Origin of the sequence: Peribacillus sp. NPDC097675 (assembly GCF_050277655.1) — a bacterium.
In the GTDB taxonomy this organism is placed as follows: Bacteria; Bacillota; Bacilli; order Bacillales; family DSM-1321; genus Peribacillus.
Map to the genome: position 1 here is coordinate 104,704 of NZ_JBNNSK010000011.1, position 14,064 is coordinate 118,767.

The 14,064-nt window shown below is 42.0% G+C and carries 14 protein-coding genes; 10 read left to right on the plus strand and 4 right to left on the minus strand.

What is annotated here, in order from left to right; translation table 11 throughout:
- Nucleotides 1-13: 13 nt before the first annotated feature.
- The 3 genes from ACQKL5_RS16630 to ACQKL5_RS16640 all read right to left on the minus strand — a co-directional run bounded on the left by ACQKL5_RS16630 (nt 14) and on the right by ACQKL5_RS16640 (nt 2,876).
- Entirely contained in the window at nt 14-643 is a 630-nt protein-coding gene (locus ACQKL5_RS16630) for a YdbC family protein (RefSeq protein ID WP_427609999.1), read from the minus strand.
- Between the two features lie 83 nt (nt 644-726).
- Nucleotides 727-1,101 (minus strand): VOC family protein, encoded by a 375-nt coding sequence (locus tag ACQKL5_RS16635; RefSeq protein ID WP_427610000.1) that lies wholly within the window; start codon nt 1,099-1,101, stop codon nt 727-729.
- Nucleotides 1,102-1,259: 158 nt separating this feature from the next.
- A complete protein-coding gene (locus ACQKL5_RS16640) occupies nt 1,260-2,876 on the minus strand; it encodes a PucR family transcriptional regulator (RefSeq protein WP_427610001.1) in 1,617 nt (538 codons plus the stop codon).
- Between the two features lie 244 nt (nt 2,877-3,120).
- On the opposite strand from ACQKL5_RS16640, the gene ACQKL5_RS16645 reads away from it, so the two are divergent.
- The 5 genes from ACQKL5_RS16645 to ACQKL5_RS16665 all read left to right on the plus strand — a co-directional run bounded on the left by ACQKL5_RS16645 (nt 3,121) and on the right by ACQKL5_RS16665 (nt 9,248).
- Complete coding sequence (locus ACQKL5_RS16645; RefSeq protein ID WP_427610002.1) at nt 3,121-4,176, plus strand: Rieske 2Fe-2S domain-containing protein; 1,056 nt, start codon at nt 3,121-3,123, stop codon at nt 4,174-4,176.
- Between the two features lie 230 nt (nt 4,177-4,406).
- Nucleotides 4,407-5,654: an allantoate deiminase gene (gene allC / locus ACQKL5_RS16650; RefSeq protein ID WP_427610003.1), complete on the plus strand. Its 1,248-nt coding sequence runs from the start codon at nt 4,407-4,409 to the stop codon at nt 5,652-5,654.
- Nucleotides 5,655-5,669: 15 nt separating this feature from the next.
- On the plus strand, nt 5,670-6,923 hold the full coding sequence (locus ACQKL5_RS16655; RefSeq protein WP_427610004.1) for a pyridoxal-phosphate-dependent aminotransferase family protein: 1,254 nt from the start codon (nt 5,670-5,672) through the stop codon (nt 6,921-6,923).
- Between the two features lie 55 nt (nt 6,924-6,978).
- Complete coding sequence (locus tag ACQKL5_RS16660) at nt 6,979-8,352, plus strand: allantoinase (protein ID WP_427610005.1); 1,374 nt, start codon at nt 6,979-6,981, stop codon at nt 8,350-8,352.
- 302 nt (nt 8,353-8,654) lie between these two features.
- Complete coding sequence (locus tag ACQKL5_RS16665) at nt 8,655-9,248, plus strand: DedA family protein (protein ID WP_427610006.1); 594 nt, start codon at nt 8,655-8,657, stop codon at nt 9,246-9,248.
- A 44-nt stretch (nt 9,249-9,292) separates the two neighbouring features.
- On the opposite strand, the gene ACQKL5_RS16670 is transcribed toward ACQKL5_RS16665, so the two are convergent.
- A complete protein-coding gene (locus ACQKL5_RS16670; protein WP_427610007.1) occupies nt 9,293-9,481 on the minus strand; it encodes a YjcZ family sporulation protein in 189 nt (62 codons plus the stop codon).
- A gap of 210 nt (nt 9,482-9,691) precedes the next feature.
- On the opposite strand from ACQKL5_RS16670, the gene ACQKL5_RS16675 reads away from it, so the two are divergent.
- The 5 genes from ACQKL5_RS16675 (at nt 9,692) to ACQKL5_RS16695 (ending at nt 14,063) form a co-directional block, all read left to right on the plus strand.
- Complete coding sequence (locus tag ACQKL5_RS16675; RefSeq protein WP_427610008.1) at nt 9,692-10,441, plus strand: metallophosphoesterase family protein; 750 nt, start codon at nt 9,692-9,694, stop codon at nt 10,439-10,441.
- A 58-nt stretch (nt 10,442-10,499) separates the two neighbouring features.
- Entirely contained in the window at nt 10,500-10,637 is a 138-nt protein-coding gene (locus tag ACQKL5_RS16680; RefSeq protein ID WP_427610009.1) for a hypothetical protein, read from the plus strand.
- Nucleotides 10,638-10,797: 160 nt separating this feature from the next.
- Nucleotides 10,798-11,721: a cation diffusion facilitator family transporter gene (locus ACQKL5_RS16685; RefSeq protein WP_427610010.1), complete on the plus strand. Its 924-nt coding sequence runs from the start codon at nt 10,798-10,800 to the stop codon at nt 11,719-11,721.
- 235 nt (nt 11,722-11,956) lie between these two features.
- Entirely contained in the window at nt 11,957-12,646 is a 690-nt protein-coding gene (locus ACQKL5_RS16690) for a response regulator transcription factor (RefSeq protein WP_427610011.1), read from the plus strand.
- The gene (locus ACQKL5_RS16695; protein ID WP_427610012.1) at nt 12,636-14,063 is read left to right on the plus strand and encodes an ATP-binding protein; all 1,428 of its coding nucleotides are present in this window, start codon (nt 12,636-12,638) and stop codon (nt 14,061-14,063) included. The genes ACQKL5_RS16690 and ACQKL5_RS16695 overlap by 11 nt, the downstream gene beginning before the upstream one ends.
- Nucleotide 14,064: the final 1 nt, after the last annotated feature.

Here is a 14,064-nt window from a genome sequence, read left to right on the forward strand (position 1 = left end):
CAGAGCCTTTTCTTTAAAGAACCAACCATTTTGAATTAATTTCTAATAAATTTCCTGTGATCCTAATTGCCGGGTCTTTGACCCCAGAATTCTGAATTAATAATGGCAATTTATTGTCGACATACGATTGATGTGAAAGATTGTCACTCCATAATGAAGCTACTAGATACATTTCTTTATGGTTTGGATTTCTACAAAAAATCCCTGCTAACATTCCGGAAGTATCTGTCATACCCTTATTCCACACTTCTTTTTGTGCGTGTTCAAAATTAAATTGTCTATTTAGATCCACATAGCACTCTGCAATTCGAAGGAGATTTCCTTCACGTAATAACCTTGTGAAGTCTATTGAACCTATATCAAACAACTTTTCGAAAATTTTAACTGAGATAGTATGATAAGTATTTTTTTGATTACTGTTCTCGAAAATACCGTCATGATGATATTTCATAAATTTTTCATAAGAATGGTAGTCTTTCCAAAATGAAAGAATCCCTGCTTCAAATGGCTTGTTTTTATCCCAACCACCTATTTGACCTAAAAACCCTTCCGAATTTTTCAATTTACTCCATCTTTCTTGTGCTTTTGAAAAAGAATATTTACTTTCTTTATCTATTTGACATTTAATCCACTTTATTATCATATAAGCTCCTAAAAGTTGCTAATCCTAAATCCGAAAAAACAAGGAAAGTAAAGTTTTTGGTTGACTCTTAGAACAGGTTAGATTTAGTGTGTATTTCGCTCTAAAAATTCCATCCGGTTACCAAAAGGGTCGGAAATGAAGAACCTTTTAACACCGGGGATTCTATCGTCATTCTTGACGTCGATACCGTTCGTGAGTAAATGCTGTTTTAACGCTTCTAAATTTTCTATTGCAAACGCCGGATGTGCCTTTTTGGCTGGATAAAAGGGTTCTTCGATTCCTATATGTATTTGGTGATTCCCGAATTGAAACCACAACCCGCCACGTTTCTTTAATGATTCAGGTTTCTCCACTTCATCCAAACCTAAAGTGTCCTGAAAGAATTTTCTTGCAATATCCTCACTGCCTTTAGGAGCAGCGAGCTGAATGTGGTCAATGGTTTGAAATTTAAATGGCATGTAGAACATTCCCCTCTGTATTCAAATGGGTGGTACCTAATTATCATTTTACTTCCATTGTAATAATAAGGAAATTACGAAGTTGTTATTTATAATAATAAGTCTTACTTATATTTATATATCCTAACGTGCTAATTAAACATGTGATATCGAATTCTCTAACTAGTCAGCAGCGTGTTGATTCTTAAGGCGAGCCGTATTTGCAATGTGGTTTCGGAATCTTTTAAGCTTTTGCCAAGCAGCTCCTCGCACTTCTCTAGTCGGTAGACGACGGTGTTCCGATGGACAAATAGTCTTTTGGCTGTTTCGGATATTTGGCAATGGGTTTCAAGATAGACGGATAAGGTCTGTAGCAATGGTTCCTGTTCCTCGTTGTTGATTTTTGAGAATCCTTTTAATGCGAAGTGGTGAAAGTTCTTTAGGTCTTCTTCGGGAACGATTCGTAGCAATTCCATGATGTCCTTTGTCCGGAATGTCTGGATGTATTCGGGCCTCTTTGATAAGCCACCTTCCTTGAGGGAATCGTTTGCTTCCTTGAAGGCGTTTTTAATCTGAAGAAATTTCGGCGTCAGATGACTGACTCCGAACGATACCGTACAATCGAATTGGTTATTTACCAATTTTTGCAGTGATTGTAGGGAAGTTTCTACATATTGAAGGGAAAGGGTGGCCTCTTCATTCACTTCATATAAAAGAATGCATTTCTTTCCTTTTGTAAAGAGATGGATGGGGAAAGCTGATTCGCGAAGTGCTTCTTCTAAAAACGTGTAGACCGAATCGGCTTTTTCTTGTTGCTGTGTGAAGTTTTTATTTTCTAGCGTTTCGTCAATTTTTCCGACAGCACATATATACGGTTGCTCATTATGTAAGGAGAATTCCTTTGCCCGATTTATAATTTCCTCCTGGGAAGAGAAGCTGCCATCAAGAACATGAAGAAAGAATTCATTCCGTATATTTCGATCGTGTTGTTTGATTGCATGCTCTTTCATTAAAGCGAAGGAGATGACGTTTGTAGCCTGTTCGATCGTCAATGTAATGAGGTTGTCACTAGTCTTAATTTCTCCAGAGATGATTAAATAACCAAATACCTTTTCATCCATATAGATGGGGAAGGTGGTATAGGTTTCTTGATTGGATAAACTTGAAAAAGAGAAAAAGGAAGCTTTGGTTGCTTGGTAGTGCAATCCTTCACGGGCTACTTTTTTGATTATTGAAAAAATTGGAGAGGTGCGATTAGGATGAACGATTGGTTTGAAGTATTGATCAACTAATGCAATGGGAAATTCAATCATCTTGGATAAGTGATCAAGTAATTTCTGAATTCCTTTCCCCCGCATAATTAGGTTGGTAAATTGTTTGTGCGTTTCCATCGCGTACATTAGTTCATTGGCCCGTTGATCTAAAATGGCCCGTAATGTGAGATTGGTGATTTCGCCGAGAGATAAATCTTCGGGAAGATCAATTATGGGTAGTGAGAGTTCATTGGCGAGTTGAAGGATTTCATCCGGTACTTCTTTTAAGTATCGTCGTGTCTTAATGCCAAGTGCGGCGCAACCTTGTTTGGCCATGCTTTCGACGAGCATTTTTAATAATTGTGGCTGGTCTTTTAGGTGATAAGCGGTTGTTACAAGAAATTCATTTGGTTTAAGAAAATGGATGATATCGGGGGCGTCCATCATATTGACCGTATGCACTTCGCATTCTATTCCTGATTCTCCTGCTATCACATGCATCCCGGATAAAAACGGCAAATGTAAAAGTTCGGCTACCTTCATCTCATTACACCTCATTCTTTTATTTTATTTTCTAGATGTGAATTTAACAGGTTAAGACTATGGAGTGATTCTTTTTATCGTTTCATACAATTCCTTTGACATTATTTACAATTTTATCATTTATTTTTGTTGAGATATACAAAATTTTATTTTGATGTAAGGTTTTATAACATCGGTAGTGACATAATATCTGAAAATTGATACTATTTATAAAAGCGAATGAATGTAAAGGGGAGATGAAGAGATGAAGGAAACGACTGTTGCTACTAAAAAGAAAAAAAGAGTGACTCCCTATCCGAAGGAATGCACATTTAGTAAAGAGGATTGGGATGTATTGACTCAGTACTGGTTTCCGGTGGCGGCAGTCGAGGAAGTGACGGAAAAGCCCCTTGGCATTAAGTTGCTGGATGTCCACCTTGTTCTTTACCGTGCGAATGGGAAAATCATTGTGGCAAGAGATCTTTGTTTGCACCGGGGAGTTCCTTTAAGCATGGGGTGGGTGGAAGATGACAATATTGTTTGCCCTTATCATGGATTTAGATACGGACCAGAAGGGGATTGCACGGGAATTCCTGCACATCCCAATGCGAAAATTTCTCCGCGTCTTTGTATTAATATATATCCCACGGTAGAGCGGTATGGCTTGGTTTGGACTTCCATTTCGAGTGATGAAGAGAGTATACCTCCGTTACCTGCTTGGGATGACCTTGAATATCTGAATATTCTGCCTCCTTTCATCGATATTGCGGGGTCAGCAGGGAGACAGATGGAAGGATTCTTGGATGTATCCCACTTTGCCTGGGTCCATTCAGAGAGCTTCGCTGATCGTGATAATCCTATTGTGCCAAGTTATAAAGTGGATAAAACGGAGTATGGCTTACATGTAGAGTATGTAAGTTCGGTCAGTAATTATGGAAAGGACTTGCGACATTTGGAACCCCCTAATTTTAGATGGCTGCGCGTATTTGATGTGTATCCACCTTTAGCGGCGAGGTTGACGGTGCATTTTCCGGAAGGTGGGAAACTATTTATCCTGAATTGTGCTAGTCCAGTTTCGGCGAGGAAAACCAGGATGTTTTCCCCAATGGCACGAAACTTCGACATGGATGCTCCACTTGAAGACACGTATGAATTCAATTTACAGATCTTCAACGAAGATAAGGAGATGGTTGAAAATCAAAAACCAGAGGAGCTGCCATTAGACCTTCAGGAAGAAGCTCATATAGCGGCGGATAAGACCTCAATTTTCTACCGTCAGCTATTGAGGGAGCTGGGGTTGGGCTCAAATTATACAAGTTGAGATGGGAGGGTGCCATTTTTGCGGGCACTCTCGCTTTTTTTTCTCTCGTAGAAAGTCATGATAAATTCGTATGTTAAAAGGGAAGGAAAACTAGTAATCATGCACAAAAATATCTCGGAATTCTAACGGATATGTCAATGAAGTTCACAGCATAAGCAAGTAATATAATCTATATACCATATTTTGTGAAGAATCATAACATATATAACCAGAATAAAAGGAGCGATAGTGTGGCCATTCAAATCGAAAAATTCAAATATGAAAAAGATAATGTTGCGTCCATGATTGAATGGTTGGCTTCATTCGGGTTAACGGAGAACCAGGGAGTAACTCGGTTATTATATTCGAAGGAATGGGTGAAGGCCCAGCATGCATTGAAAAAGGAAATGGAAAGAGTGGGATTGCATACGTATTTTGATAACGTAGGTAACTTGTTTGGAAGATTGGAAGGGACGAATCCGGGAAGTAAAACGATCCTCACGGGCTCGCATATTGATACGGTTGTTGATGGTGGGAAATATGATGGTGCATTTGGGGTAATCGCTAGCTTTCTAGCGGTACAAAGGCTGTATCAAACCTATGGACCTCCACGGAAAACGATAGAAGTCGTTTCCATTTGTGAAGAGGAAGGTAGCCGTTTTCCCTTGACGTTCTGGGGATCGAGGAATATCCAAGGAGTGTATGGCCTCGATCGAGTGATAGGTCTGACCGATTCAGAGGGCTATCCATTTTTGAGCGCCATGAAGGAAGCAGGATTTGACCCTGATACATATGTACCTCCAGTTCGTGATGACATTGAGCGATTCGTCGAAATTCATATTGAACAGGGAATGGTCCTGGAAAAAAATCAAAAATCAATCGGGGTCGTCAGTCATATTGTCGGGCAGCGTCGCTATACGATTAAAGTGCAGGGAGAAAGCAATCATGCGGGAACGACTCCGATGAACTATAGGAAAGATGCCGTCAGTGCCGCTTCGGAATATATTTCTTTTCTAACGAAAAAGGCCAAGGAAATGAATCCTCATTTAGTTGCGACGGTCGGTAGATTGGATGTGTTGCCAAACGTTCCGAACGTCGTGGCCGGTGAGGTAGAGTTCAGTTTAGATATCCGGCATCACCAAGAAGGTATCCTTGATGCATTTTGTGAGGAGATTTTCTCGACCTTTCAATCTCATGCGGATGACGGGGGATTACAGGTGGAAATCTCACAGTGGATGGATGTGTTGCCCATTGAGCTGAATGAGGAGATGAATGCATTGGTTCGGGAAATTGCCGAAGCTAAAAGGATCCCTTATCAAGATATCATAAGCGGTGCGGGGCATGATGCACAGGTATTTGGTTCGTTTTGTCCGACATGTTTAATCTTTGTTCCAAGTCGGGATGGAATCAGCCACTCGCCTAAAGAATTTACGAACGTTCATGATCTAGAAAAGGGAATTGACGTTTTAAGCGAAATATTATATCAATTAGCCTATTAAGAGGAGCTGAGGAAAATGGCATACAAAGAATTATACACACCGAGCAGGACCATCATGACTCCAGGGCCGGTGGAGGTGGATCCGCGAGTTTTACGGGCGATGAGCACTCCGATTTTGGGGCAGTTTGATCCCGCTTTCACGAATATCATGAATGAAGTGATGGAAATGCTTCGTCTCGTATTCCAAACGAAGAATCATTGGGCCTTTCCCATCGATGGTACATCCCGGTCCGGGAATGAAGCAATTCTTTGTAGCATCATTGAACCGGGAGATAAGGTCTTGGTTCCCATTTTCGGGAGGTTCGGTCATTTGTTGGTTGAAATTTGTGAACGATATGGAGCTGAAGTACATACCATCGAATGTCCGTGGGGAGAGGTTTTTGATCCCTTGGATATCATTGCGGAAATCAAGAAAGTTTCGCCGAAGATAACGGCAATCGTCCATGGAGAAACGTCAACAGGCTGCATGCAGCCGCTAGCGGAAATTGGGAAAGCCTGTCGTGAGCTAGGTGTTTTGCTCGTCGTCGATGCGGTTGCGTCAATCGGGGGAACGGATGTAAAGGTGGATGAGTGGTGTATTGATGGTTTGATAGGGGGTACGCAAAAATGCTTGTCCGTCCCTTCAGGAATGGCGCCTATCACCTACAATGAGAGAATTGAGAAAATCATTCAGTCCCGTAAAAAGGTGGAACGAGGAATTGCAACAGAGGAAGATCGTCAAAATATTGCAAGTCATCGCCCCATTACCAGTAATTATTTCGATTTAAGTATGCTGCAGGATTATTGGGGACCACGCCGCTTGAATCACCATACAGAAGCGACTTCCATGATGTATGCATTGCGTGAAGGACTCCGACTTGTGCTGGATGAAGGGTTGGAACGGAGATTCGCCCGTCATAAGCATCATGAAGCGGCACTTGTGGCTGGAATCGAGGCAATGGGCTTGACGCTATTCGGGCACAGGGAAAATAAATTACCATGTGTCACTTGTGTCAAAATTCCAGAAGGGGTGGATGGAGAGCAAGTTCGGTCGATGCTATTGAATGAATTTGGTATCGAAATCGCTTCATCGTTCGGTCCACTTCAAGGAAAAATTTGGAGAATCGGTACGATGGGATTCAGCTGCCGCAAAGAAAATATCCTCTTCGCCCTGTCCTCCTTAGAAGCCGTTCTTATACGCCAAGGGTTCGATGTGAATCGGGGAGAAGCCTTGCAGGCAGCACTCGACATATATGTAGGGGAAACGGAGAACATGATTGGAGCGCAATAAGGACGAGGAAGAAACTCCTGTTTCTATTACAAAATTACTTGAAGGAGGGAAAAAGGTGTCAACATACGACCTCATTATCCGTAATGGCTACGTGGTATTGCCTAATGAAGTGAAGAAAGCTGATGTGGCCATCCAGAATGGCGTAATCATCAAGATTGGAAATCTGCTTGATGATACAGGACTGGAAGAATATGAAGCAGGCAATCAATACGTCTTTCCTGGAATGATCGATGTGCATGTTCATTTCAGTGAACCTGGACGTGCCCATTGGGAAGGGTTTGAAACCGGCTCGCGGATGCTGGCGGCTGGTGGCTGCACGACCTATTTTGATATGCCGTTGAATGGGATCCCTTCGACGATAGATGAAACGGCGCTTCTTGAGAAAGCGAAGGCCGGCGAAGCAAACTCGGTTGTCGATTTCGGGTTATGGGGTGGTCTGGTTCCTGGAAACGTAGAGGAGTTGGAAGGGTTAGCTAATTCAGGGGTCATCGGTTTTAAAGCATTCCTTTCTGCAACGGGCAATGATGAGTTTGAACGAGCGGATGATTTTACCTTGCTTCAAGGTATGAGGGAAATTGCAAGATTGGATAAAATCTTGGCGCTACATGCGGAAAGTGATCACATCACACAATTTTTGAAGCAGGAGAAAGAGGAACAAGGGCTATTCAGTCCTGACGACTATGCGGCGACTCGTCCCCTATTAGCGGAAGCGGAGGCGGTCGAACGGGCTCTGACCTATGCAGAAGTGACAGGATGCCGGCTGCATTTTGTCCATATCAGCAGTAGTTTGGCGATGGAAAAGATAGAAGCCGCCAAGCAGCGCGGTCTGGATATAACGGTTGAAACCTGTCCTCATTATCTATTATTCAATCAAGACACGCTCATCGAGAAAGGTACGGTCGCGAAATGTGCGCCCCCTCTACGTGAGAAGGCCGAACAGGATAAGTTGATTGCTTTATTGATAGAAGGAAGGTTTGATATGATCTCTTCCGATCACTCTCCATGCCCTTACGAATTGAAGGACCCTGCGACGCATAACTTGTTTGAAGCGTGGGGTGGGATAAGTGGTGGGCAATTCTCCTTGCAGACGATGGTCGAACTGGCTATTACATATGAAATACCTTTTCAAAAAGTTGCGGATTGGACAGCTGGTACACCGGCAGAGCGATTTGGTCTCTCTTCAAGAAAGGGACAGATAAAGGAAGGGAAGGATGCAGATATTGCTGTTGTGTCATTAAATGACACGCATACTGTGACCGAAGATAATTTCTTCGCTAAGCATAAGCAAAGTGTCTATATGGGCCACACCTTCCCATGCAAGGTAACCGCCACATTCAAACATGGAAAACTAGTCTATGAAAAGGGTGAAATCAGGCATCAGGGACGGGGAACCTGGCTGAGAAGTATGGCAATTGAACCTTCCATTTAAAAATAGTCGATCTGTGTTCGTTTATTATATAGAGTACATGAAGGTGATTCTGAATTTTTGGAATCATCTTCTTCCTTTTAATTCAATCTAATAACTGTCTATATTAGAAAAATATCCCGGTAATAAAACGTTGACTCTTTATGAACCATTGATATAGGATAACGGTATGAAAAAATGTGTAAAGAGTGTAACTCTACATGTATAATGTCGAAAAACTGTCCTTTTAGAAAACAAAGGGTGCCCGTAAAGAGCGGGGGCATCCTTTTTTATATGTAACTGTTGAAAGAAAGGGGGAAACCTCTATGGAATCTATAATCATGGATATGATAGAAGCGTTTAAATCTTTATCATATTTCGGAGTATTGCTCGCGTTAACATTTGAATTCATCCCTGCCGAAGTTGTTTTACCTCTTGCAGGCTATTGGGTCTATCAAGGTGAAAGGAATATAATCTTGACGATACTGGCCGGTTCGATTGGTGGGGTGACAGGGCCCTTGACACTATATGTACTAGGAAAGTATGGGGGAAGGCCACTTGTATTGAAGTTTGGAAAGTACTTTTTGGTTAAAGATGAGCAATTGAATAAAGCTGAGTACTTCTTCGATAAATATGGAGCAGGAATTGCCTTTTTCGGGAGATTTGTTCCTGGAATCCGTACGGCCATTTCATTACCATGTGGCATTCTGAAGATGAATATTTGGAAATTCATACTCTATACATACTTGGCGATGCTTCCTGTAACCACGATTTATGTATATCTAGGGTATAAGCTTGGGCCACAATGGGAGCAGGCAGGAGCGATATTCGCGCAATATGCGAACTTCTTGCTCATCCCAATCGTCCTGATTGTCATTTGGCTCTTCTTAAAAGCAAAGAAAAGTAAAGCGAAACAATAACAAAGAAGGCGCCGTTTTCAGGCGCCTTGTTTTTATTTAATGTGTTAGCAGCATCCGCCGTAACCGCCGCCGTATCCGCCACCGAAGCCGCCGCCACCGAAGCCCCAACTACAACCAATGATGACTAGTAGGATAAACAAAACAATTAATAAGGCAAAGCCGTTATCGAAACCGCCACCGCACCCATCGTTACATCCATCGTTACATCCGTTATTAAAATTATTACCACCCATTAAATTTCCTCCTCATAACGTTTGTGATTTTCATACCTAGCAAATCATCTTTACTGGGAATACTCCATACTATGTATTCTAGGCCGAAGTGTTTGCTTATTCATTAAAAATGGGCGTCGGTAGATGAGGGGAGATGAGCCCGAATAATTTTTCCCTGATTTTAAAGATGCTATAATATACCATATATAGAGAAGGGGGCTGAACTTCATCGTGAAAGTTGCCATTATTGCGGATATACATGGTAATGCTTCGGCGTTAAAAGCCGTTCTTAGGGAAATTGATGGAAGAAGTGAAATTGAGCAAATTTATTGTTTGGGGGATATGGTCGGAATAGGACCTGATACCAATGAGGTCTTGGATTTGTTATTTTCCAGAAAGAATCTATCGATGATCAGTGGAAATCATGATGAAGCCGTATTAGCCATCATTAAAGGGGAAGAACATCCAACAGGGCATATTCATGTCAAAGAGCACCATGAATGGATCGCAGAAAGGATGGACCCGATATTTATTCCCTCATTGGAAAAACTGCCTCGCACCATGGAAGTTACAATGAATGGCCGTACTCTTTTCTTCACCCATTATCATATGGAACCGGAAAAGCGGAATGTACATATCAGTCAAAATCCCTTTAGCCCAATTGTCGAACCCAATTTGCCTAACTTGGAGTCCCTCTTTAAAAATCGGTCTGAAGATTTAATTGGCTTTGGACACCATCATCCTCTTCACCTCTTTAAGAATGATCAAACGATTTACCTGAATCCCGGATCACTTGGATGTAATAGTGAGCCAACTGCACGGTATAGCATCGTTACGATTGAAGAAAACGGAATTCAGGTCACTCTGGAAAATGCCACGTATGATAATGCGGCATTTCTGTCATCTTATAAAAGACTACAAGTTCCAGAGCATGAGTTCATCATTCGTACCTTTCATGGAAATCAGATGATACAAGCATAAAGGTAATCTCCTCCGGATATGATAAAGGTCAAAATGACAAAGAGGAGGAGAAAAGGTCATGAAGGGTAAAGAACAGGAAAATCATCTTCAGGAACCCGAGAGGACAGACCAACAGCACAGTCTTGTATGCAATGATGAATTATTCAATAAGGACCTGCGTGCGATCGTCGACGATACCATGCAAAGTGAAGGATAATGTAAAGACGCTGTAGGAATTTGCCTGCAGTGTTTATTTTTTGTCTTCGTGCTGCTTCGTATCTTTTATGCTTTAAATGGGAAAGTCAATCATTTGAAACCATTCTGAAATTATCCCATACTATATATAAGCTTATATATTACTTGAGAGGAGGGGGAACATGGGACATCATGAGGGTCACTCCCATGACCACGGACACCACCATCACCATTCTAATAATAAAAAGGCTTTGTTGGCATCATTTGTACTGATCTCCACATTCATGGTAATCGAGGTAATTGGAGGATTTATGACGAATAGCCTGGCCTTGCTGTCAGATGCAGGACATATGTTAAGCGATGCTGCAGCTTTAGGGCTTAGTTATACAGCGATAAGGTTGGGCGAGAAAAAAGCCACACAGTCAAAATCATTTGGATATAAGCGCTTCGAAATCATCGCCGCTTGTTTAAACGGTTTGACGTTAATCGTTATATCGGTATTCATTTTCATTGAAGCAATTCGGAGGTTTGTGAATCCTCCTGAGGTTCAAAGTTTGGGAATGCTGATGATTTCAATCATTGGCTTGCTTGTGAACATTATTGCCGCATGGATTTTAATGAGTGGCGATAAAGAAGAAAACCTGAATGTACGGAGTGCATTCTTACATGTAATTGGTGATATGCTTGGTTCGGTGGGCGCCATTGCTGCCGCACTCTTGATTTATTTTTTCGATTGGGGAATTGCCGATCCAATCGCGAGTATGATTGTTGCGATATTAATCGTCATAAGTGGATATAGAGTGGTGCGCGATTCTTTCCATATTTTGATGGAGGGCACACCGGAACGAATCGACATGGAAGAAGTGAAAGAGAGTCTGAAGCAATTGCCACATGTAACGGAAGTCCATGACCTCCATATCTGGACGATCACTTCCGGATTTTTTTCGTTAAGCTGTCATGTCGTCATTGGTGAAGGTGGAGATCATGATACAACCTTGGCGGTAGCGCAAAAATTATTGCATGATCAATATGGGATAGAACACAGCACACTACAAGTGGAAAAACAGGATGTGGGTTGTCCGAACCCGCATGAGACATGTAATTGAAACCAGGCCGGCTCAATGATGAAGCCGGCCTTTTTGGTATGCTGAAAAGGATTGCCTGTCCCATTTGCCACACCGTGACAGGTGAATGGGGGATGGTTCAAGATGGCTAGGAATGAGTATGAACATATTCCTGACACATTCAGAGGATATGATGGAGGATAAAAAAGGTCAATTCACACTGGGGTTGGCTAATGCAATATGATTAAACTATAATTTAAGAAGGAGGAATTCCTTTATGAAAAAAATTCTAGTCGTTGAAGATGAAATTGCCATTTCAATGGTATTGAAAGCATATTTACAACGTGAAGGGATGGAAGTCGTCCAAGTATTCGATGGACTTAAGGCTATTCCAACCTTTGAAGAAATGAAACCGGACCTCGTGCTACTTGACGTGATGTTGCCAGGTAAGGAAGGCTGGGACATCCTGAAAGAGATAAGGGAGAAGGACATGTGCCCCGTGATCATGTTAACTGCATTGAATGATGTGGATTACCGTCTGTCCGGCTTTAAATCGGGAGCGGATGATTATATTTCCAAGCCGTTTGTGGCGGAAGAAGTCATGGCCCGGGTGCAAGCCGTCTTAAGGCGCAGCTCGGTACCTGTGGTGGAAGAAAAACATGTTCACGAATTTGGAAGCCTGTCCATTGATAACAAGTCCTACTCGGTATTTTTAAAAGGGCAAGAAATCAGCTTGACGCCCCGTGATTTGTCGTTGCTCATTTTTTTCGCGAAGCATCCCAACCATATTTTCACGAGAGAGCAGCTGCTCGATCAAGTGTGGGGCTTAGATTATGATGGAAGTGACCGTGCTGTGGACTTGGCCATCAAACGAATTAGGAAGGCGCTTGATGCTTGGCCATCATCGGAAGGGGAAATAAAAACGTTGCGTGGATTGGGGTATCAATTGAGTGTCTATGAAAACTAGAAAACGTACAACCTTGCAGCTCTATTGGACGAAAAGATATGTATTGACCTTGATTTCGGGCTTATTGATATTGTCGGTTTTTTCATTATGGTGGATGGAAAAGACGGCATTGGAATATAGGTTGAGCTTGCTCAAATATTTAGCGGATGAAACGTCCGACCGGGCAATGAAGGAGAATGGTCAAATTGTCGTGGGTCCCATCCTTTCAGAAATCGTTGAGGAAAGGGAAAAAATCCTGCAGCTCAATAAGCAACCAATCATATATATCGTCGATCCTGATGGAAGTATCATATATACGATGCCTCAATTATATATTGATGAGGATAATAGTAAACTGCCCGGCGCCATCATGAATAATGGAGAATTAATTCAGAAGGTCAAGATTTCAGAGAATAAGGTGTTTGTCGTCAAATCGCCGATCAAATTTGAAGGGGAGACAAAGGGATGGGTCGTCATCGCCCAGGAAGAAGGGGCCTTGAAGGAAGTGAATCAAGATCACGGCTTGCTTGCATTCTTGATTGGTGGTTTGCTTTTACTTGGGACGGGCGTCATTTATTTTCTCTCTAGAAAGATATCAAGGCCCATCCAAGATGTGGCTAATGCGGCTGTCCAGGTGAGGGAAGGCAATTATGATATTCATTTTAAAGAAGAAGAGGAAATACGGGAAGAAGAGATATACGAACTCGTGGAATCCTTTAAAGAAATGACAAACCGATTGAAACTCATGGAAAAGTTACGGGCTGAGTTGCTTGCTGGTGTCACCCATGATTTAAAAACACCAGTCACTTCCATTAGTGGTTTGATCCAAGCGGTCAGGGATGATGTGGTAACGGGTGAACAGAGTAAGGAATTCCTGGATATCTCCTTGAAGGAAACACAACGGCTACAGGTAATGATAGAAGATTTATTGGATTATAACGCAATGTCGGCCGGTGCTTTTAAAATTCGGTTGGAAAAAGAAAATCTCAATACTTTCCTACGGGAAATTGCCTATCGGTGGCATGTCACTCAGGAGAATCAGGATTTCACTCTGAAGGTACAGGTTCCGGATGAGTCGATCTATGGGGAAGTTGATTCACTGAGGATGCAACAAATTATCATTAACCTTTTGAACAATGCGAAGCATTCACTTGATGGAAAGGGATCCATTGAGATTTGCCTCTATGAAATGGATGACTCCCGAATCGGTATCGATGTGAAGGATAGTGGCCGAGGGATTCCTCTACATGAACAGCAGTATGTGTTCGAACCATTTTACCGAGGGGAAAACAAAAAATTGAAGGTACGCGGATTAGGGTTAGGTTTGCCATTCAGTAAGATGCTCGCTAAAGCGCAAAAAGGAGATTTACTATTGAAAGAAAGCGATGAAAAAGGGACGATATTTACAATTACGGTAGAGAAATCAGCTCAGGTATAAC

Coding starts and splice junctions, on each gene's coding strand:
- ACQKL5_RS16630 (WP_427609999.1), bottom strand. CDS start 643: ATGATAATAAAGTGGATTAAATGTCAAATAGATAAAGAAAGTAAATAT.
- ACQKL5_RS16635 (WP_427610000.1), bottom strand. CDS start 1,101: ATGCCATTTAAATTTCAAACCATTGACCACATTCAGCTCGCTGCTCCT.
- ACQKL5_RS16640 (WP_427610001.1), bottom strand. CDS start 2,876: ATGAAGGTAGCCGAACTTTTACATTTGCCGTTTTTATCCGGGATGCAT.
- ACQKL5_RS16645 (WP_427610002.1), top strand. CDS start 3,121: ATGAAGGAAACGACTGTTGCTACTAAAAAGAAAAAAAGAGTGACTCCC.
- ACQKL5_RS16655 (WP_427610004.1), top strand. CDS start 5,670: ATGGCATACAAAGAATTATACACACCGAGCAGGACCATCATGACTCCA.
- ACQKL5_RS16665 (WP_427610006.1), top strand. CDS start 8,655: ATGGAATCTATAATCATGGATATGATAGAAGCGTTTAAATCTTTATCA.
- ACQKL5_RS16670 (WP_427610007.1), bottom strand. CDS start 9,481: ATGGGTGGTAATAATTTTAATAACGGATGTAACGATGGATGTAACGAT.
- ACQKL5_RS16680 (WP_427610009.1), top strand. CDS start 10,500: ATGAAGGGTAAAGAACAGGAAAATCATCTTCAGGAACCCGAGAGGACA.
- ACQKL5_RS16685 (WP_427610010.1), top strand. CDS start 10,798: ATGGGACATCATGAGGGTCACTCCCATGACCACGGACACCACCATCAC.
- ACQKL5_RS16690 (WP_427610011.1), top strand. CDS start 11,957: ATGAAAAAAATTCTAGTCGTTGAAGATGAAATTGCCATTTCAATGGTA.
- ACQKL5_RS16695 (WP_427610012.1), top strand. CDS start 12,636: ATGAAAACTAGAAAACGTACAACCTTGCAGCTCTATTGGACGAAAAGA.